Origin of the sequence: Enterobacter cloacae complex sp. BZL2005 (assembly GCF_049238885.1) — a bacterium.
GTDB lineage: Bacteria > Pseudomonadota > Gammaproteobacteria > Enterobacterales > Enterobacteriaceae > Enterobacter > Enterobacter roggenkampii.
In genome coordinates this window covers 63,595-81,946 of sequence record NZ_JBMKGI010000012.1, presented here as the reverse complement: position 1 = coordinate 81,946, position 18,352 = coordinate 63,595, and the positions used below count along the sequence as shown (strand labels likewise).

The following is an 18,352-nucleotide window of genomic DNA, read 5'->3' as shown; positions in this document are numbered from 1 at the left end:
GTTATCCTTCTTCGCTCAACAGCAGTTCGTTAAGCTCTTCAAGAACGCGCTGCGGGGTAATGTCGATCAGGCTCTGATGATAACCTTCAGCGGCATCGCCTTTGCGCACCTTGTGGTAGCCGGTGATCAGGCGAATAACGCGCGCTTTATGGGAAAGCGGAGGCGTAAAGTCCGGGCTGCTTGGCCCATACAGCGCCACCAGCGGACGGTTGAGCGCAGCAGCGACGTGCATCAGGCCTGAATCGTTGGTAACCACAGCGTGGCAGGCAGCAATCAGGATAACCGCCTGCTCAAGCTGCGTTTCTCCCGCCAGGTTGCGGCACCAGGCCTGCTGTTCATTACTGAGCGTCGCGAGAATTTCGTTGCCCGCCTCGTGGTCTTTTGCCGAACCGAACAGGACAATCTGGTAGCCTTCGTCGATCAACTGTTTCGCCAGCTCTGCATAGTGGTAGTGCGGCCAGCGTTTTGCCGGGCCGAACTCGGCGCCAGGGCAGAAGCCAATCATCGGACGTTCAGCCGAAAGGCCAAACGCGCTGCAGGTCTGGGATTTTTCACCGTCGTTAACCTGAAGCTGGGGCCAGAGCAGCGGCTGCGGCAGGTCTTTCGCGCTGCGCATCACGCCTTTGTCATAGGCCAGCGCCACGTAGCGCTCCACCATTAATGGCCAGGCCGCTTTATCCAGCACGCGCGCATCGTTCAGCAGGCCGTAGCGCATTTCGCCGCGCCAGCCGGTGCGATGCGGAATGCCCGCAAAGAAGGGCACCAGGGCAGATTTAAAGGAGTTGGGCAGAACATACGCGCGGTCATACTGCTTCTCGCGCAGGCTATGGCCGAGCTTGCGGCGTTCGCCAATTTCCAGCGCCCCGTGGCCGAGCGGCATCGGGATCGCTTCATTCACTTCCGGCATACGCGATAACAGCGGACGGCACCACGCGGGTGCCATCACGTCGATTATCGCCTGGGGATAGCGCGCCTTGAGCGTGCGATAGAGACTTTGCGACATCATCATGTCGCCCACCCATGACGGGCCGATCACCAGAATCTTCATACTTACGCGTCGCGGTTCAGCCAGGCCATATACTCCGTTACGCCTTCGGCAACGGTTTTGAACGGTTTGTTATAACCCGCTGCGCGCAGGTTAGTCAGGTCAGCCTGGGTGAACGCCTGATAGCGGCCTTTCAGCTTGTCCGGGAACGGAATGTACTCGATGCTGCCTTTTTTGTGGTACGCCAGCGTGGCGTCAGCCACCGCCTGGAAGGACTCTGCGCGGCCGGTACCCAGGTTGAAGATGCCGGACACGCCGTTTTCCCAGAACCACAGGTTTACGGCCGCCACGTCGCCCACGTAAACGAAGTCGCGCTTAAAGCCGTCGCTGCCTTCGAACAGTTTTGGACTTTCACCGTTATTCAGCTGGGTGTTCAGGTGGAACGCCACGCTCGCCATGCTGCCTTTGTGGCCTTCGCGCGGTCCGTAGACGTTGAAGTAACGGAAGCCGACGATCTGCGAGTTCGCTTCTGGCAGAACCTGACGCACATATTCGTCGAACAGGAATTTGGAGTAGCCGTAGACGTTCAGCGGCTGCTCATATTCGCGGGACTCGATGAAGTCCGAGGTGCGCCCGCCGTAGGTGGCGGCAGAAGAGGCATACAGGAACGGAATTTCACGCTCCAGGCAGTAGTGCAGGATCTCTTTGGAGTACTGATAGTTGTTGTCCATCATGTACTTGCCGTCCCACTCGGTGGTGGAAGAACACGCACCTTCGTGGAAGATGGCTTCGATTTCGCCGAACTCTTCGCCCGCCATAATCTGGATAAGGAAGTCTTCTTTATCCATGTAGTCAGCGATGTTCAGATCCACCAGGTTAACGAACTTGGTGCCGTCTTTCAGGTTGTCAACCACCAGGATGTCGGTGATGCCTTTGTCATTGAGAGCCTTAACAATATTGCTGCCGATAAAGCCTGCGCCGCCGGTAACGATGATCATAACTGTAACCTTTGAAGTGTGGAGCCCGGGGACAATCCCGGACGCTAATGTCTCTATCATATCATTAGTATGGCTGCCCTTCAGCCATTCACCGACATAGCGCAAGGGTACACGTGATTTATGCTGCAAAAACGACAAGAGATGACGTGTCATCTCGTCATGAACTATAGGTTTGGGTAATATGTCCCGAAATTTGCCGAGTCTGGAGAATTGCAATGCGTGGTGATTTTTACAAACAGTTAAACAGCGACCTTGAGACCGCACGTGCGGAAGGGTTGTTCAAGGAAGAGCGTATTATCACGTCTGCACAGCAGGCGGACATCACCGTTGCCGACGGCAGCCATGTGATCAACTTTTGTGCGAACAACTACTTAGGTCTTGCGAATCACCCTGAGCTGATTGCCGCGGCAAAAAACGGCATGGATACCCACGGTTTTGGTATGGCCTCAGTACGCTTTATCTGCGGTACCCAGGACAGCCACAAGCAGCTTGAGCAAAAGCTGGCGAACTTCCTCGGAATGGAAGACGCGATTCTCTACTCCTCCTGCTTCGACGCCAACGGCGGCCTGTTCGAGACTCTGCTCGGCGCAGAAGATGCGATTATCTCCGACGCCCTGAACCACGCCTCCATCATCGACGGCGTACGCTTGTGTAAAGCGAAGCGTTTTCGCTACGCCAACAACGACATGGTTGAGCTGGAAGCGCGCCTGAAAGAGGCCCGTGAAGCGGGCGCTCGCCATGTGCTGATCGCCACCGACGGCGTATTCTCCATGGACGGCGTGATCGCCAACCTGAAGGGCGTGTGTGACCTGGCGGATAAATACGACGCGCTGGTGATGGTCGATGACTCTCACGCGGTCGGTTTTGTCGGCGAAAACGGCCGCGGCTCCCACGAATACTGCGACGTAATGGGCCGCGTGGACATCATCACCGGCACGCTGGGCAAAGCGCTCGGCGGCGCATCCGGCGGCTATACCGCTGCGCGTAAAGAGGTGGTGGAGTGGCTGCGCCAGCGCTCGCGTCCGTATCTGTTCTCCAACTCCCTGGCACCGGCGATTGTTGCCGCCTCCATCAAAGTGCTGGAGATGGTGGAGTCCGGCGCTGAACTGCGCGACCATCTGTGGTCCAACGCGCGTCTGTTCCGTGAAAAAATGAGCGCAGCAGGGTTCACCCTGGCCGGTGCTGACCACGCGATCATTCCGGTGATGCTGGGTGATGCGGTCGTGGCGCAGAACTTTGCCCGCGAACTGCAGAAAGAAGGGATTTACGTCACCGGGTTCTTCTTCCCGGTGGTGCCAAAAGGTCAGGCGCGTATCCGCACCCAGATGTCTGCGGCGCATACGCCTGAACAAATTGAACGTGCGGTGGAAGCCTTTACCCGCATCGGTAAACAGCTGGGCGTCATTGCCTGAGGACGTGTGATGAAAGCGTTATCCAAACTGAAAGCGGAAGAAGGGATTTGGATGACCGACGTGCCGGAACCGGAAGTCGGTCATAACGATCTGCTGATCAAAATTCGTAAAACGGCTATCTGCGGTACTGACGTTCACATCTACAACTGGGACCAGTGGTCGCAGAAAACCATTCCTGTACCGATGGTTGTCGGTCACGAATATGTCGGTGAAGTGGTGGGTATCGGCCAGGAAGTGAAAGGCTTCAAAATCGGCGACCGCGTCTCCGGTGAAGGTCACATTACCTGCGGCCACTGCCGTAACTGCCGCGGCGGGCGTACGCACCTGTGCCGCAATACCATCGGCGTGGGCGTGAACCGTCCGGGCTGCTTCGCGGAATATCTGGTGATCCCGGCCTTTAACGCCTTCAAAATCCCGGACAATATTTCTGACGATCTGGCCTCCATTTTCGATCCGTTCGGTAACGCCGTGCACACGGCGCTCTCCTTCGATCTGGTCGGTGAAGACGTGCTGGTCTCCGGCGCGGGCCCCATCGGCATTATGGCGGCAGCCGTGGCGAAGCATGTAGGTGCGCGCAACGTCGTGATCACCGACGTAAACGAATACCGCCTGTCGCTGGCGCGCAAAATGGGCGTCACCCGCGCAGTGGATGTCTCGAAAGAGAGCCTGACCGACGTGATGGAAGAGCTGGGCATGACCGAGGGCTTTGACGTGGGTCTGGAGATGTCCGGTGCGCCACCGGCGTTCCGCACCATGCTCGACACCATGAACCACGGTGGCCGTATCGCGATGCTGGGTATCCCGCCGTCAGATATGTCCATCGACTGGAACAAAGTGATCTTCAAGGGGCTGTTCATCAAGGGCATCTATGGTCGTGAGATGTTTGAGACCTGGTACAAGATGGCGGCGCTGATCCAGTCCGGTCTGGATCTGTCCCCGATTATTACTCACCGTTTCTCCATCGATGAGTTCCAGCAGGGCTTCGACGCGATGCGTTCCGGCCAGTCAGGGAAAGTGATTCTGAGCTGGGATTAACTGCGAAAGCGCCTTCGGGCGCTTTTTTTACGGCCTCTTCACGTTTCTTACATCCGCAATCAGATTATTTCGATTTTTCCTTCGCTTTTTTACCCGCACACTTATAAAGTTTGTTGACGATCCGTTTACTTTACAGAGCCTATGTTCAAGCTTACCGTTTGTTTATTGACCTGTAATTCTGCGCGTTTGCTGCGCGAGGTGATTCCTCCGCTGCTGACGGTGGCAGATGAAATTGTCGTTCTGGATTCCGGCAGTACGGATGCCACCCTTTCTATTTGCCGCGAGTACGGCCTCTCCCTTCATCATCACCCCTATGCTATGCATGGCGTGCAGATGAACCATGCGATCGATCTGGCGAGCAATGACTGGGTGCTATGTATGGATAGCGACGAGATCCTGGACGCGGAAACGGTCGACTTTATTCTGACCCTGAAAGCCGGGGATGAACCTTCCGCCGATCGCGCCTGGCGTATCGCCCGCTACTGGCACGTGCTGGGCGAGGAGGTGCGTACAATCTATCCTGTTTCCTCGCCTGATTTCCCGGTGCGGCTCTTCAATCGTACCCAGGCTCGCTTCAACCAACGACCCGTAGATGACAAAGTTGAAGGTAAGATTGTCGCCGTGAAAATGCCGGGGCGGGTGCGTCACGACACGTTTTATAACCTGCATGAAGTGTTCAATAAGCTTAACAGCTACACCACCCGGCTGGTGAAGTACCAGCCGGCTCGGCCTTCGATCGGACGCGGCATCATCAGCGCCATCGGGGCGTTCTTCAAATGGTATCTGTTCAGCGGAGCCTGGCGTCAGGGCAAGGTTGGGGTCGTGACGGGTCTGTATGCCACAGCCTACAGCTTTTTGAAATATTTCAAATCCTGGTATCAGCATCAGGAGAAAAAAGAGCCCGTTGCGAATGAGCAGACGGACTCTCAGATTGCGAAATAAGCGTCAGGCTTTCTTACCCCATCCCTGCCACTGCTGCTGGACGTATTTCACCAACGTACTGTTACTGATGCTGTCTCCGATGACGGAGAAGAAGCGGGTCGCGTAGACCGGTTCTAGCGGCTGCTTCGCTACGCAGCGCTTCACGCCGCGGAACGGATTACGCGGCGCCGTCGGGGTGGGCTGCGCAGAATTCGGCGTAGAGGTATCCACCTGCGGCTCATTCAGCAGATCGCTCGGGCGCACCAGCGTGATATCGGAAGGTAAGGTCGGCAGCATTTGCTGCAGGACGCGGACGGTAGATGGGTGGGGGTGACCGATGGCAATGGCCGAACCATTGCGGCGGGCCAGCTGTACCGCGCGATTAAACTGCACGCGAATATCGGCTTCGTTCTGGGTATCATCCAGGAACACCTTGCGCTTAATCACCTTTACGCCCGTTCCCTGAGCGGCGCGCATCGCCTGGCTGTTGCCGATGGTCATACTGTCGAGGAAGTAGAGATTGTAACGCTCCAGCGCCTGCATCACTTTGAGCATCCCGTACAGGCTCGACGTCATCGCGCTGCCCATATGGTTGTTCAGCCCTACGGCATACGGCACCTTGTTGTAGGCGTCGCGGATGATGCGCTCGATCTCCTCGCTGCTCATATCCGGGCGCAGGGTATCTTTTTCCAGCGGCTGCTTGCTGAGCGGGGCCATAGGCAGGTGGATGAGAACCTGATGCCCGCTGCTGTGGGCTTTGGTCGCCATCTCACGCGCGTGGGGGGCATTCGGCAGGACGGCAACGGAGATGGCCGACGGCATCGCCAGCACCTGGTTTTCATAATGTGGGCGATAACCGAAGTCATCAATCACGATAGCGAGCTTACCGGCGTATACCGGTGCAGCCAGCGCCAGCGCGCTGACGACGGAGAAAACGATTCGACGAAATTGAAGCAAAACTTATCTTCCCAACCACGGCTGTGGATTGACCGCCTGACCCTGACGACGAATTTCGAAATAGAGTGACGGGCGGCCCTGACCGCCACTGCTGCCCACAAGGGCGATGGGTTGGCCAGCGCGCACCTGCGTGCCGACGCTGACCAGCGCGCTCTGGTTGTAGCCGTAAAGACTCATGTCGCCTTTACCGTGCTCGACCACTACCACAAGCCCGTAACCCTGCAGCCAGTCGGCCAGAATCACGCGGCCATCGGCGATGGCTTTCACTTCGCTACCTTCAGACGCACCGATAACGATCCCTTTCCAACGTAGCTCACCCTGCAGCTGTTCGCCATAGCGATGCAGAATTGAACCGCGAACGGGCCAGAAAGCCTGACCGCGAGGAGAGCCGAGGCCGCCGGTACGCGACATCAGGGAACGTTCGCTTTCGCTTGGCTTGTAGGTGGTCCCTTTGCGGGACGCTTCCTGCTGCTTGTCACGAACGGCCTGCGCCTCGCGAGCCTCTTTTTCGGCGCGCGCTTTCGCTGCGGCTTCCGCACGGGCGATGCTGTTGCGCAGTTTGGATTCGTTGGCGCGCATTTCGCTCAGCTGGCTCTGACCTTCCTGAATCGAGGACTCGAGACCGGCCAGGGTTTTCTTACGCTCGTTGCGTGCCTGCTCAAGCTTTGCCTGCTGGGCCTGCTGATCGTAGAGCAGCGTCTGCTGCTGGCTCTGCTTCTCTTCCAGCTCGGCTTTTTGCGTGGAAACCTCTTCGCGCGTCTGCTTCAGCTGCGCGATCGTCTCCTGACGCGCCTGGTTCAGATAGCCAAAGTAGGCCTGCAGGCGCTGGCCGCGCTGGCTCTCTTCGCCGCTGAGGATCAGCTGGAGCCCGGTATGTTCACCCTGGCGGAATGCGGCATCAAGCTGTGCGGCAAGGTTGCGCTCCTGCGCATCGCGCTGGCGCTCCAGTTTGGCAATCGACGCGTTCATCTCGTCGATCTGCTTATTCAACTGGGCAAGGGTGTTTTGCGTTTCACGGAGTTTACGTGTGGCAGCGGAGATGGCCTCTTCCTGCTGCTTAAGCTGGGCGAGCAGGGCGGCGCGCTGTTGCTGCTGTTGGCGTACCGCACGCTCTTTGGCGGCGATATCGGCCTGAATGGATTTCAGCTGGTCGCGGTCATCCGCGTGGGCGGATGCGGCGCACAGCAATACGCCAGCGCTGAGTGCGCTGGCGTAAAACAGAGGTCTGACTGATAACCTAAGCGGCTTCACGACCCATGTGATTGAAAAAATCGCCTTTCCCCTCATGGGGAGCGATTATTCCACGATGAACAGCGGCTTACCAGTCATCTCTTCAGGGATCGGCATCCCCATCAGCGACAACATGGTTGGCGCGATGTCAGAAAGCTTGCCGCCTTCTACGGCTTTCACTGATTTATCACCCACATAAATCAGCGGAACCGGCAGGTTGGTGTGGGCGGTGTGCGCCTGTCCGGTCGCCGGGTCGCGCATCTGTTCAGCGTTACCGTGATCCGCGGTGATCAGCAGCTGGCCGCCAACGGATTCAACCGCTTTCGCCACCTGCTCAACGCAGTGGTCCAGCGCTTCAACCGCTTTCACTGCCGCTTCCATCACCCCGGTATGACCGACCATGTCGCCGTTCGGGTAGTTACAGATGATGGTGTCGTATTTGCCGCTCTCGATGGCCGCAACCAATTTTTCAGTCAATTCTGCAGAGCTCATTTCTGGCTGCAGATCGTAGGTGGCGACTTTCGGGGAGTTGATCAGAATACGTTCTTCGCCTTTGAACGGCTCTTCAACGCCACCGTTAAAGAAGAAGGTCACGTGCGCGTATTTTTCCGTTTCGGAAATACGCAGCTGCGTTTTGTCATTCTTCGCCATCCACTCACCGAAGGTGTTTGCCAGCGAGGCCGGTGGGTATGCGCACGGCGCTTTGATGTCTGCCGCGTATTCGGTCAGCTGGATGAAGTCGATGTTTACTACTTTCTTACGGGCAAAACCGTCGAAATCGCTGTTGACGAACGCACGGGTGATTTCGCGCGCGCGGTCAGCGCGGAAGTTCATGAAGATCAGCGCGTCGCCATCTTCCATGGCGGCATCGGCCTGGCCTTCGGCGCGAATCACGGACGCTTTCACGAATTCGTCGTTTTCATCGCGTGCATAAGCCGCTTCCAGCGCTTCAACGGCGGTCGCAAACTGGAATTCCCCTTTTGCCAGGGTCAGCAGGTCATAGGCCTGTTCAACGCGATCCCAGCGGTTGTCGCGGTCCATGGCGTAGTAACGACCAATGATGGAGGTCACGCGGCCTTTACCCAGCGCGGCGAATTTGTCTTCGAAGGCTTTCAGGGAGCCTTCCGCACTGCGTGGTGGCGTGTCGCGACCGTCCAGGAAGGCGTGCAGATAGATTTTTTCCGCACCGCGCTCAGCGGCCAGTTCAACCATTGCCATGATGTGATCTTCGTGGCTGTGAACGCCGCCAGCAGAGAGCAGACCCATGATGTGAACGGCCTTGCCAGCAGCAACGGCTTTATCAACCGCGCCACACAACGTTGGGTTGGAGAAGAAGGTGCGTTCTTTGATTTCAACGTCCAGACGCGTCAGGTCCTGATACACGATACGCCCGGCGCCCAGGTTAACATGACCGACTTCGGAGTTGCCCATCTGGCGGTCCGGCAGGCCCACTTCCAGGCCAGACGCGTCAATCAGCGTATGCGGACGTTTTGCCCACAGGGCATCCATGACCGGGGTTTTGGCGTTGAAAATAGCGTTATCCTGGCTGTCTTCACGGTAGCCATAGCCATCCAGAATCACCAGTACCATAGGTTTTTTAGAAACCGACATTGCGACAACCTCATGCTCAAGAGTCAAAATTTGCGTAATTTTACTACAGCTGAATCGATCAAATAGCCGCAGAAGATCAAAGAAAGCGCAGGGGCAAGGTACTCGCCAGACCATTTTGAGGCATTTTTTTAGGTGGCATGCCGCAGAAAATGGATTAGGTTAGGGTCGCTGGCTGTATTTGCCAGAACGCACAGGTATACTCCTGTCCTGGTTTTTTTAATCACTAAGTCGGGAGTAGTTACCCTCCATGCAAGAAATTATGCAATTCGTTAGCCGCCATCCGGTTCTGAGCATCGCGTGGATTGGCCTGCTGGCTGCTGTGCTGTTCACCACATTTAAGAGCCTGACGTCTAAGATTAAGGTTATCACCCGTGGTGAAGCGACGCGTCTGATTAACAAAGAAGATGCTGTCGTGGTCGATCTGCGTCAGCGTGACGATTTCCGCAAAGGGCACATTGCAGGTGCGATTAACCTGCTGCCTGCTGAAATCAAAGCGAACAACGTGGGCGAGCTTGAGAAGCATAAAGCCCAGCCGATTATCGTTGTTGACGGTACCGGCATGCAGGCGCAGGAATCCGCCAGCCTGCTACATAAAGCAGGCTTCGAAAACGTATCTGTGCTGAAAGAAGGCATTTCCGGCTGGAGCGGGGAAAATCTTCCTTTGGTACGCGGTAAATAAGGAGTTCAGTCATGGCCCATATTGAGATCTACACCAAAGCGACGTGCCCGTTCTGCCACCGTGCGAAAGCGCTGCTGAACAGCAAAGGCGTCACGTTCCAGGAACTGCCGATTGACGGTGACGCGATTAAACGCGAAGAGATGATCCAACGTAGTGGTCGTACGACGGTTCCACAGATTTTTATTGATGCGCAGCACATTGGCGGCTGTGATGACTTGTATGCGCTCGATGCCCGTGGTGGACTCGATCCGCTGCTGAGCTAAGAGACTTTAGGACAATTAAAAAGGGTATTTCCATGTCAGAACAAAGCAATAATGAAATGATTTTCCAGATCCAGCGCATCTACACCAAAGATGTCTCTTTTGAAGCGCCAAATGCGCCGCACGTTTTCCAGAAAGACTGGCAGCCAGAGGTTAAACTTGATCTGGATACCGCATCAACCCAACTGGCTGATGACGTGTATGAAGTCGTACTGCGTGTGACCGTGACCGCTTCTCTGGGCGAAGAGACTGCTTTCCTGTGTGAAGTACAGCAGGGCGGTATCTTCTCCATCGGCGGTATCGAAGGCAACCAGATGGCGCATTGCCTGGGTGCGTACTGCCCGAACATTCTGTTCCCGTATGCACGTGAATGCATCACCAGCCTGGTTTCTCGCGGTACATTCCCGCAACTGAACCTTGCGCCAGTTAACTTTGATGCGCTGTTCATGAACTATCTGCAGCAGCAGGCTGGCGAAGGTGCTGAACAACATCAGGATGCCTGATGAGCACTGTTAATGCGTCAATGACTGTGATCGGTGCCGGCTCATACGGCACCGCTCTTGCCATCACGCTGGCAAGAAATGGTCACGATGTGGTCCTGTGGGGCCACGACCCAAAACATATCGCGACGCTACAGCGCGACCGCTGTAACGTGGCGTTTCTCCCGGACGTTCCGTTCCCTGACACCCTGCACCTTGAAAGCGACCTTGCGACCGCCCTGGCGGCCAGCCGCAACATTCTGATTGTGGTTCCGAGCCATGTCTTTGGCGAAGTGCTGCGTCAGATTAAGCCGCTGATGCGCCCGGATGCGCGCGTTGTCTGGGCGACGAAAGGACTGGAAGCCGAAACCGGACGCCTGCTGCAGGACGTTGCCCGCGAAGCGCTGGGTGATGCGATCCCGCTGGCGGTCATCTCCGGCCCGACCTTTGCCAAAGAGCTGGCCGCTGGCCTGCCGACGGCGATTTCACTGGCCTCCACCGATCGGGCCTTCTCCGACGATCTCCAGCAGTTGCTGCACTGCGGCAAGAGCTTCCGCGTTTACAGCAACCCCGATTTTATCGGCGTGCAGCTGGGCGGCGCGGTGAAGAACGTGATTGCGATTGGCGCCGGGATGTCCGACGGCATTGGTTTTGGTGCCAACGCCCGTACGGCGCTGATCACCCGCGGTCTGACCGAGATGTCCCGCCTGGGCGAAGCGCTGGGTGCCGATCCGGCCACCTTTATGGGGATGGCTGGCCTGGGCGATCTGGTGCTGACCTGTACCGACAACCAGTCTCGTAACCGCCGCTTTGGCATGATGCTCGGACAGGGCAGCGATGTGAAAGACGCGCAGGAGAAGATTGGCCAGGTGGTGGAAGGCTACCGCAATACCAAAGAAGTCCGCGAGTTGGCGCACCGTTTCGGTGTCGAAATGCCAATAACCGAGGAAATTTATCAGGTATTGTATTGCGGAAAAAATGCGCGCGAGGCAGCATTGACCTTATTAGGTCGTGCGCGCAAGGACGAGCGCAGCAGTAACTAGTCGGAACCGTTGTCACCTGAATGACCCAGCCAGCGCAGAACTGGCTGGTCATTAACTATCGTCTGGAGTAAGCAATGCCGTGTGAAGAACTGGATATCGTCTGGAATAACATTAAAGCCGAAGCCCGGGCGCTGGCCGACTGTGAGCCTATGCTGGCCAGTTTCTACCACGCAACGCTACTCAAGCACGAAAACCTCGGCAGCGCGCTGAGCTATATGCTCGCCAACAAGCTGGCGTCCTCGATCATGCCCGCGATTGCGATTCGTGAGGTGGTGGAAGAGGCTTACGCCGCTGACCCGGAAATGATCGCCTCTGCCGCCTGCGATATCCAGGCCGTGCGCACCCGTGACCCTGCCGTCGACAAATATTCTACGCCGCTGCTGTACCTGAAAGGCTTCCACGCCCTGCAGGCTTACCGCATCGGCCACTGGTTATGGAATGAAGGCCGCCGCGCGCTGGCTATTTTCCTGCAAAACCAGGTTTCCGTAACCTTCCAGGTGGATATTCACCCGGCCGCGAAGATTGGCCGCGGGATCATGCTCGACCATGCCACCGGCATTGTTGTCGGTGAAACGGCGGTCATTGAAGATGACGTCTCGATCCTGCAGTCGGTTACCCTGGGCGGTACCGGTAAAACCAGCGGCGATCGCCATCCGAAAATTCGTGAAGGGGTGATGATTGGCGCGGGTGCCAAAATCCTCGGCAATATCGAAGTCGGGCGCGGCGCGAAGATCGGCGCAGGCTCCGTGGTGCTCCAGCCGGTGCCGCCGCACACCACCGCCGCTGGCGTACCGGCGCGCATCGTCGGTAAGCCAGACAGCGATAAGCCGTCCATGGATATGGATCAGCACTTCAACGGCATTCACCATACCTTCGAGTATGGTGACGGCATTTAACTTCTGAGAATGGCGCCCGGATATCCCAGCTGGCGCCATGCTTCATACACCACCACCGACACCGCGTTCGACAGGTTCATGCTGCGGCTGTCCGGCATCATCGGAATACGGATTTTCTGCTCAGCGGGCAGGGCATCCAGGATCGTGGCCGGCAGGCCGCGGGTTTCCGGGCCAAACATCAGATAGTCACCTGCCTGATAGCTTACGGCGCTGTGCGCTGGCGTGCCTTTGGTGGTCAGGGCGAACATGCGCTCCGGCTGCTCTGCTTCCAGAAACGCGGCGTAATCGTGGTGGCGAATAACGGCGGTAAATTCATGATAATCCAGCCCTGCGCGACGCAGGCGTTTGTCGTCCCACGTAAAGCCCATCGGCTCAATAATGTGCAGACGAAAACCGGTGTTGGCACACAGGCGGATAATATTGCCGGTATTCGGCGGAATTTCTGGTTCGAATAAAACGATGTTAAGCATGCTGCCCCCTTAATTGCGGGGGCAGGATAGCAGAAAAGAGAGGAACTACGCGACGCCGGGTTCCTGCGAGCGGCTGTACAGCATTTTGTAGACGGTTGCCGCCGCGGCCAGCAGGGCGGGCACGCTGAGGATCATTAAAATACTGTCCGCCTGCCACTGCATGGAAAGAAGCTGGGCGCTGGTCATGGTTCCCGCCACGCCGCCAAAGCGGCCGATGCCCTGCATCCAGGCGATGCCCGTCGCGCGGCACTCGGTGGGATAAAAGGTGGCGGCCAGGGTCTGCATGCCCGACTGCGCACCGTTCATCGCGATCCCCATCAGGAAGATCAGCCCGCCAAACAGGGCGATATGGTTATGCTCAATGCCCAGTAACAGAATAAGGCCCATCGTCAGGATAAACCCGCCCGCGACCACCCTGTGCGCTTCCCAGCGGTCCATCATCCAGCCTGCGAGCAGAATGCCTGCGGTACCGCCGAAGGTGAACAGCGAAGTCAGCCATGCGGATTCCGCCAGCGCATAGCCCATCCCCTGCATCAGCGTCGGCATCCAGCTCAGCAGGACGTAGTAAATCACCAGCCCCATAAAATAGGTCACCCACAGCATCAGGGTGCCGGGTAGCCAGGGCATGGAAAACAGCTGCGACACGCTCCCTTTTTTCGACGCGACCTTCTCCTCCGCCAGGAAAAAGCCCGTGACGCCCTCCAGCGTGCTGCGCGAGAACCGGCTGGCGATACGGCGGACCTGCATGATGTCTTTCCCGCGCTGCACCAGAAACTTCACCGACTCCGGTAAAAGCAGCGCCAGCAGCAGCGTTAAAACCAGCGGCGCAATTGCGCCGGTCAGCAGCACGCTTCGCCAGCCGTGGTGGGGAATCAGCCAGGACGAGATCGCGCCGCCGCCCGCCGCACCCAGAGGGAAGCCGCAGTACATGGTATTGATCGCCATCGCGCGACAGCGCTGGGGGGCAAACTCGGAGATCAGCGTAATGGCGTTCGGCATGGCGGCACCGAGCCCCAGGCCGGTCAGGAAGCGCCACAGCGTCAGGGTATTCAGGCTTTGCGCCCAGGCCGTCCCCAGGCTCGCGAGGCCGAAGAACAGGCAGGAGAAGACCAGCACGCGCTTGCGTCCCATCCGGTCCGATACCGGACCGGCGATCAGCGCGCCCAACGACAGCCCCAGCAGCGCCGCGCTCAGCACCGGCCCCAGATCCTGCTTATGGATCCCCCATTCTGCCGACAGCGTGGGCGCGATGTAGCCCATTGCCGCCGTATCAAAGCCATCGATCGCCAGAACCAGAAAGCCCAGCACAATGAGCAGCCAGTGAAACCCTGAAAAGCGGCTGTCGTCGATCACCTGCTGAATATCCACCTTACCTGAATAGGTCATACGCTCCCCCTCTGATGTGATGTTGTTTTTGTGTTCTTGTCTTTGCTTGTCTATACAATTGCGGGCGACAGGTAGATGTCAAATTTTCTTATCCAATATGTTATCTGGATGTTATTTTTGGCATAAAAAAGCGCCCGAGGGGGAGATCGGACGCATGAGAAGAGATGTTAACGTGGGGTAATTCAGGCCGCGTTTCCCTGAGCAAGCGGAGCCAGCGCTGCCGGTAATTTGCTTAACTCCTGAACCAGAGAATCCCTGCTGATTTCGCTAATCGTTTTTGCACCGGTCAGCGTCATCGCTACCTTCATCTCTTTTTCGATCAGGTTAAGCAGATTCGCCACGCCCGCCTGGCCCGCGGTCGCCAGGGCGTACAGATACGCGCGCCCCAGCAGCACGCTGTCGGCACCCAGTGCAATCATGCGCACCACGTCCAGCCCGTTGCGGATCCCGCTGTCGGCCAGGATGGCAATATCGCCTTTCACCGCATCGGCAATGGCCGGCAGGGCGCGGGCGGAGGAGAGCACCCCGTCGAGCTGGCGGCCGCCGTGGTTAGAAACCACAATCCCGTCTGCGCCAAAGCGGACCGCATCGCGGGCATCTTCCGGGTCGAGGATCCCCTTGATCACCATCGGGCCATCCCAGAATTCGCGGATCCACTCCAGGTCTTTCCAGGAGATGGACGGATCGAAGTTGTTTGCCAGCCAGCCGATGTAATCCTCCAGCCCGGTGGGTTTACCCAGATACGCCGAGATATTCCCCAGATCGTGTGGACGACCGTTCAGGCCGACGTCCCACGCCCACTGTGGATGCGTTACCGCCTGCCAGTAACGACGGAGCGCAGCGTTCGGGCCGCTCATGCCGGAGTGGGCGTCACGATAGCGCGCGCCGGGGGTCGGCATATCAACGGTAAAGACCAGCGTGGAGCAGCCCGCCGCTTTGGCGCGCTCCAGCGCGTTACGCATAAAGCCGCGATCCCGCAGGACGTACAGCTGGAACCACATCGGGCGCTTGATGGTCGGGGCGACCTCTTCAATCGGGCAGACCGAGACGGTAGAGAGGGTAAACGGAATGCCTTTGGCATCCGCCGCGGCGGCGGCCTGCACTTCACCACGGCGGGCGTACATGCCGCATAAGCCGACAGGTGCGAGCGCGACCGGCATGGAGAGCGTTTCGTTGAACAGTTTCGTCTCAAGGCTGAGGTCAGACATATTCTTCAGCACGCGCTGGCGCAGCGCCACCTCCGACAGGTCTTCCACGTTGCGGCGCAGGGTGTATTCGGCATACGCCCCGCCGTCAATGTAGTGGAACAGGAACGGGGGCAAAATGCGCTGCGCCGCGGCGCGATAGTCACTGGCTGCTGAAATAATCATGCTTTGTTCTCCCTGGAAATATCACTGTCGCCAGGCAGACGGGTAATACGCGCCTGTCGGGCCTGGTCTTCATCGAATCGTTTAATCGTGGTGTGCACGAAACCGAGATGCGCCATCATCGCTTTGCGTGCGGCCTCGGCATCGCCGGCCAGAATGGCGTTGAGCACCGCCTCGTGTTGTTCGGTCAGCTGGGCAAACACCGGCGGAACCAGATACATCCGCTGGCGGCTCTGCTTCACGGAGGATTGCAGCAGGTCGAAGAACCCGCGCATGGTCTGGAGCAGCACCACGTTGTGCGACGCCTCGGCAATCGCCAGGTGAAAGCGCACGTCCGCCTGGGAGGCGATATCCGGGTCGCTGCTTTGCGTGGCCTCAAAGCAGGCGATGAGTTTCTCTTTGTCGGCCTCGGTTGCCCGCATGGCCGCGTGCCAGGCGGTACTGGTTTCGATGGCGTGACGCGCTTCAAGGATGTCGAAGCTGTAGTCCGGGTCGTTCTCCATCAGCGTTTTCAGCGGCTGAACGATGTTTTGCTCGGACCAGTCGTCATGCTGCCAGCGTACAAAGGTGCCGCCGCCGCGACGGCTTACCAGCACCCCTTCGCTGACCAGCGTCGCCAGCGCCTCGCGCAGTGAGTTGCGCGACACGCCAAGCTGGGCGGCGAGCTGGCGTTCGGCGGGCAACTTCATGCCCGCTTCCAGCTGTTGTTCTTCAATCAGCGCCCGCACGCGAGAGGCAATCTCGTCGGACAGGCGTCTGGGCATCACTATCATGGGATCATCCAGGTTAAGACATAGGCCTGCAGGGTGGTGATCACTCCGACCATGCAGGTGAATATCAGGCTGTGTTTCACGGTAAAGCGGAACAGATCCGACTCTTTACCGACCAGTCCCACCGCCGCACAGGCAATGGCAATGGACTGCGGGGAGATCATTTTCCCGGTCACGCCGCCCGTCGTGTTCGCGGCCACCAGCAGGACGTCCGACACGCCAATCTGCTGGGCCGCCGTTGCCTGCAGTGCGGCAAACAGGGCGTTAGACGAGGTATCGGAACCGGTCAGGAACACCCCCAGCCAGCCGAGGAACGGCGAGAAGAAGGTGAAGGCGTGGCTGGTATGGGCCAGCGCCAGTGCCAGCGTTGATGACAGGCCGGAGTAGTTCGAGATAAACGCGAACGCCAGCACCATGCCGATGGAGTAGATCGGCAGCATCAGCTCTTTAACGGTCGCCGCAAAGGTCTGTACCGCAGCCGCAGGCTTCATGCGCAGCCACACCACGGAAAGAATAGCGGCAAACAGGATGGCGGTCCCGGTGGCGGAGAACCAGTCGAATTTATAGACCGCGGCATACGGCGTGGCGGCGTGCACCACCGGCGGCATACGGGCGACCATCTTGTCGAGGAACGGCACCGAAACGTTAATGACCATGTCGTACAGCGCGCCGCCCGGGGCGAACAGAGCTTTAAACGGCGGGATGCTCCACAGCGTAACCGTGGCGGTCAGGAACAGGAACGGCGACCAGGCGCGGATCACCTGGCCTGCGGTGTAGCCGGTGCGGGCCAGCGTTTGATCGACCTGCGAAGCACCCATGTCGGCGAAGCGGAAAATACGGATCGGCTGCCAGCGTTTCAGGAACAGCGTCAGGCAGACCAGCGACACCAGCGAAGAGATGATGTCCGGCAGCTCCGGGCCAAGGAAGTTCGAGCTGAGGTACTGGGCAATCGCGAATGAACCGCCCGCCACCATCACCGCAGGCCAGGTCTCCTTCACGCCGCGCCAGCCGTCCATAATCGCCATGATCCAGAAGAGGACGATAATGGTCAGGAACGGCAGCTGGCGGCCAACCATCTGGCCGATCTCAAAGCTGTCCAGACCGGTCACCTGGCCCGCGACCAGAATCGGAATACCCATCGCGCCAAACGCCACCGGCGCGGTGTTCACAATCAGGCACAGGCCCGCGGCATACAGCGGGTTAAAGCCCAGCCCCACCAGCAGCGCGGCGGTGATCGCCACCGGTGCGCCAAAGCCTGCCGCGCCTTCCAGAAACGCCCCGAAGGAGAAGCCGACAATCAGCATCTGCAGGCGCTGGTCCGGCGTGATGGAGAGAATCGACGAGCGGATGATGTCGAACTGCCCGGTTTTCACCGAGATTTTATAGACGAAGACCGCCGCGATGATGATCCACGCAATCGGCCACAGGCCGTAGAAGAAACCGTAGACGACGGAGGCCAGTGCGCGATCGACCGGCATCTTGTAGAAGAACAGCGCCACCATCAGGGCGATGGCGACGGTGTACGTCGCGGCAAGGTAGCCCTTCAGCTTGAGCTTAATCAGCGCAAAGAAGAAGAACAGGATCGGCAGCGATGCGATCAGGCTCGATAGCCAGATATTTCCGGCCGGGTCGTAGTTTTGTTGCCAGAGGCTCATGCAGGTCTCCTGGGGACCAGACAGCCTGCGCTGCGGGTGAGTCTCCGCTCATCTCAGCGTCACAGTCTGTGTAAAAGTGGTCCTGCCAATGTTGTGTTGTAGGGTTAATGACAATGAATGGTTAACCAGATGTTATGAGTTAGCAATGGTTTTGTGAGCGGAAATAATGGAATTGTGAACCGGGGGAGGATTGATTGC

18 protein-coding genes are annotated in these 18,352 nt (G+C 58.1%); 8 read left to right on the top strand and 10 right to left on the bottom strand.

The features are described from left to right. Position 1: 1 nt before the first annotated feature. Together rfaF and rfaD are read right to left on the bottom strand one after the other, a co-directional pair. Positions 2–1,048, bottom strand: coding sequence for an ADP-heptose--LPS heptosyltransferase RfaF (gene rfaF, locus ACOTXI_RS18320; RefSeq protein ID WP_058653898.1), 1,047 nt, complete (start codon positions 1,046–1,048; stop codon positions 2–4). A gap of 2 nt (positions 1,049–1,050) precedes the next feature. After that, positions 1,051–1,983 carry an ADP-glyceromanno-heptose 6-epimerase gene (gene rfaD, locus ACOTXI_RS18315; protein WP_058653899.1) on the bottom strand — a complete coding sequence of 311 codons (933 nt, stop codon included), beginning with the start codon at positions 1,981–1,983 and terminating at the stop codon, positions 1,051–1,053. A gap of 215 nt (positions 1,984–2,198) precedes the next feature. Between rfaD and kbl the strand changes: the two genes are divergently transcribed. The 3 genes from kbl to ACOTXI_RS18300 all read left to right on the top strand — a co-directional run bounded on the left by kbl (position 2,199) and on the right by ACOTXI_RS18300 (position 5,372). Continuing rightward, a complete protein-coding gene (gene kbl, locus ACOTXI_RS18310) occupies positions 2,199–3,395 on the top strand; it encodes a glycine C-acetyltransferase (protein WP_008502708.1) in 1,197 nt (398 codons plus the stop codon). A gap of 9 nt (positions 3,396–3,404) precedes the next feature. Further along, positions 3,405–4,430, top strand: a complete 1,026-nt coding sequence (gene tdh, locus ACOTXI_RS18305) for an L-threonine 3-dehydrogenase (protein WP_021242426.1) — start codon at positions 3,405–3,407, stop codon at positions 4,428–4,430. A gap of 141 nt (positions 4,431–4,571) precedes the next feature. After that, on the top strand, positions 4,572–5,372 hold the full coding sequence (locus ACOTXI_RS18300) for a glycosyltransferase family 2 protein (protein WP_008502710.1): 801 nt from the start codon (positions 4,572–4,574) through the stop codon (positions 5,370–5,372). A 3-nt stretch (positions 5,373–5,375) separates the two neighbouring features. Here ACOTXI_RS18300 and ACOTXI_RS18295 read toward each other — a convergent pair whose 3' ends face one another. From ACOTXI_RS18295 to gpmM, 3 genes are read right to left on the bottom strand one after another with little or no spacing between them, the layout of a single operon-like run. After that, positions 5,376–6,308, bottom strand: a complete 933-nt coding sequence (locus ACOTXI_RS18295; protein WP_008502711.1) for a divergent polysaccharide deacetylase family protein — start codon at positions 6,306–6,308, stop codon at positions 5,376–5,378. A 3-nt stretch (positions 6,309–6,311) separates the two neighbouring features. Further along, the gene (envC, locus tag ACOTXI_RS18290) at positions 6,312–7,571 is read right to left on the bottom strand and encodes a murein hydrolase activator EnvC (RefSeq protein ID WP_025910576.1); all 1,260 of its coding nucleotides are present in this window, start codon (positions 7,569–7,571) and stop codon (positions 6,312–6,314) included. 33 nt (positions 7,572–7,604) lie between these two features. Continuing rightward, positions 7,605–9,149, bottom strand: coding sequence for a 2,3-bisphosphoglycerate-independent phosphoglycerate mutase (gene gpmM / locus ACOTXI_RS18285; protein WP_008502713.1), 1,545 nt, complete (start codon positions 9,147–9,149; stop codon positions 7,605–7,607). 247 nt (positions 9,150–9,396) lie between these two features. On the opposite strand from gpmM, the gene ACOTXI_RS18280 reads away from it, so the two are divergent. From ACOTXI_RS18280 to cysE, 5 genes are all read left to right on the top strand, one after another. Then, the gene (locus ACOTXI_RS18280) at positions 9,397–9,828 is read left to right on the top strand and encodes a rhodanese-like domain-containing protein (RefSeq protein WP_008502714.1); all 432 of its coding nucleotides are present in this window, start codon (positions 9,397–9,399) and stop codon (positions 9,826–9,828) included. Positions 9,829–9,839: 11 nt separating this feature from the next. Continuing rightward, the gene (gene grxC, locus ACOTXI_RS18275) at positions 9,840–10,091 is read left to right on the top strand and encodes a glutaredoxin 3 (protein ID WP_008502715.1); all 252 of its coding nucleotides are present in this window, start codon (positions 9,840–9,842) and stop codon (positions 10,089–10,091) included. 32 nt (positions 10,092–10,123) lie between these two features. Continuing rightward, a complete protein-coding gene (gene secB, locus ACOTXI_RS18270; RefSeq protein ID WP_008502716.1) occupies positions 10,124–10,591 on the top strand; it encodes a protein-export chaperone SecB in 468 nt (155 codons plus the stop codon). After that, positions 10,591–11,610 carry an NAD(P)H-dependent glycerol-3-phosphate dehydrogenase gene (gene gpsA / locus ACOTXI_RS18265; RefSeq protein ID WP_421633951.1) on the top strand — a complete coding sequence of 340 codons (1,020 nt, stop codon included), beginning with the start codon at positions 10,591–10,593 and terminating at the stop codon, positions 11,608–11,610. Before secB ends, gpsA begins: the two co-directional genes overlap by 1 nt. A gap of 74 nt (positions 11,611–11,684) precedes the next feature. Then, a complete protein-coding gene (gene cysE, locus ACOTXI_RS18260; RefSeq protein ID WP_008502718.1) occupies positions 11,685–12,506 on the top strand; it encodes a serine O-acetyltransferase in 822 nt (273 codons plus the stop codon). On the opposite strand, the gene trmL is transcribed toward cysE, so the two are convergent. The 5 genes from trmL to lldP all read right to left on the bottom strand — a co-directional run bounded on the left by trmL (position 12,503) and on the right by lldP (position 18,154). After that, a complete protein-coding gene (trmL, locus tag ACOTXI_RS18255) occupies positions 12,503–12,976 on the bottom strand; it encodes a tRNA (uridine(34)/cytosine(34)/5-carboxymethylaminomethyluridine(34)-2'-O)-methyltransferase TrmL (protein ID WP_008502719.1) in 474 nt (157 codons plus the stop codon). The genes cysE and trmL overlap by 4 nt on opposite strands. A 45-nt stretch (positions 12,977–13,021) precedes the next feature. After that, the gene (locus tag ACOTXI_RS18250) at positions 13,022–14,362 is read right to left on the bottom strand and encodes an MFS transporter (RefSeq protein WP_008502720.1); all 1,341 of its coding nucleotides are present in this window, start codon (positions 14,360–14,362) and stop codon (positions 13,022–13,024) included. Positions 14,363–14,544: 182 nt separating this feature from the next. Next, the gene (gene lldD / locus ACOTXI_RS18245) at positions 14,545–15,732 is read right to left on the bottom strand and encodes a quinone-dependent L-lactate dehydrogenase (protein ID WP_008502721.1); all 1,188 of its coding nucleotides are present in this window, start codon (positions 15,730–15,732) and stop codon (positions 14,545–14,547) included. Beyond that, the gene (gene lldR, locus ACOTXI_RS18240) at positions 15,729–16,502 is read right to left on the bottom strand and encodes a transcriptional regulator LldR (protein WP_032654503.1); all 774 of its coding nucleotides are present in this window, start codon (positions 16,500–16,502) and stop codon (positions 15,729–15,731) included. Before lldR ends, lldD begins: the two co-directional genes overlap by 4 nt. Then, the gene (gene lldP, locus ACOTXI_RS18235; protein ID WP_058653900.1) at positions 16,499–18,154 is read right to left on the bottom strand and encodes an L-lactate permease; all 1,656 of its coding nucleotides are present in this window, start codon (positions 18,152–18,154) and stop codon (positions 16,499–16,501) included. Before lldP ends, lldR begins: the two co-directional genes overlap by 4 nt. Positions 18,155–18,352 lie beyond the last annotated feature (198 nt).

Excerpts from the sequence above, each read along its gene's own strand:
- rfaF (WP_058653898.1), bottom strand. The coding sequence starts at position 1,048 with ATGAAGATTCTGGTGATCGGCCCGTCATGGGTGGGCGACATGATGATG.
- rfaD (WP_058653899.1), bottom strand. The coding sequence starts at position 1,983 with ATGATCATCGTTACCGGCGGCGCAGGCTTTATCGGCAGCAATATTGTT.
- kbl (WP_008502708.1), top strand. The coding sequence starts at position 2,199 with ATGCGTGGTGATTTTTACAAACAGTTAAACAGCGACCTTGAGACCGCA.
- tdh (WP_021242426.1), top strand. The coding sequence starts at position 3,405 with ATGAAAGCGTTATCCAAACTGAAAGCGGAAGAAGGGATTTGGATGACC.
- ACOTXI_RS18300 (WP_008502710.1), top strand. The coding sequence starts at position 4,572 with ATGTTCAAGCTTACCGTTTGTTTATTGACCTGTAATTCTGCGCGTTTG.
- gpmM (WP_008502713.1), bottom strand. The coding sequence starts at position 9,149 with ATGTCGGTTTCTAAAAAACCTATGGTACTGGTGATTCTGGATGGCTAT.
- ACOTXI_RS18280 (WP_008502714.1), top strand. The coding sequence starts at position 9,397 with ATGCAAGAAATTATGCAATTCGTTAGCCGCCATCCGGTTCTGAGCATC.
- grxC (WP_008502715.1), top strand. The coding sequence starts at position 9,840 with ATGGCCCATATTGAGATCTACACCAAAGCGACGTGCCCGTTCTGCCAC.
- secB (WP_008502716.1), top strand. The coding sequence starts at position 10,124 with ATGTCAGAACAAAGCAATAATGAAATGATTTTCCAGATCCAGCGCATC.
- gpsA (WP_421633951.1), top strand. The coding sequence starts at position 10,591 with ATGAGCACTGTTAATGCGTCAATGACTGTGATCGGTGCCGGCTCATAC.
- cysE (WP_008502718.1), top strand. The coding sequence starts at position 11,685 with ATGCCGTGTGAAGAACTGGATATCGTCTGGAATAACATTAAAGCCGAA.
- trmL (WP_008502719.1), bottom strand. The coding sequence starts at position 12,976 with ATGCTTAACATCGTTTTATTCGAACCAGAAATTCCGCCGAATACCGGC.
- ACOTXI_RS18250 (WP_008502720.1), bottom strand. The coding sequence starts at position 14,362 with ATGACCTATTCAGGTAAGGTGGATATTCAGCAGGTGATCGACGACAGC.
- lldD (WP_008502721.1), bottom strand. The coding sequence starts at position 15,732 with ATGATTATTTCAGCAGCCAGTGACTATCGCGCCGCGGCGCAGCGCATT.
- lldR (WP_032654503.1), bottom strand. The coding sequence starts at position 16,502 with ATGATAGTGATGCCCAGACGCCTGTCCGACGAGATTGCCTCTCGCGTG.
- lldP (WP_058653900.1), bottom strand. The coding sequence starts at position 18,154 with ATGAGCCTCTGGCAACAAAACTACGACCCGGCCGGAAATATCTGGCTA.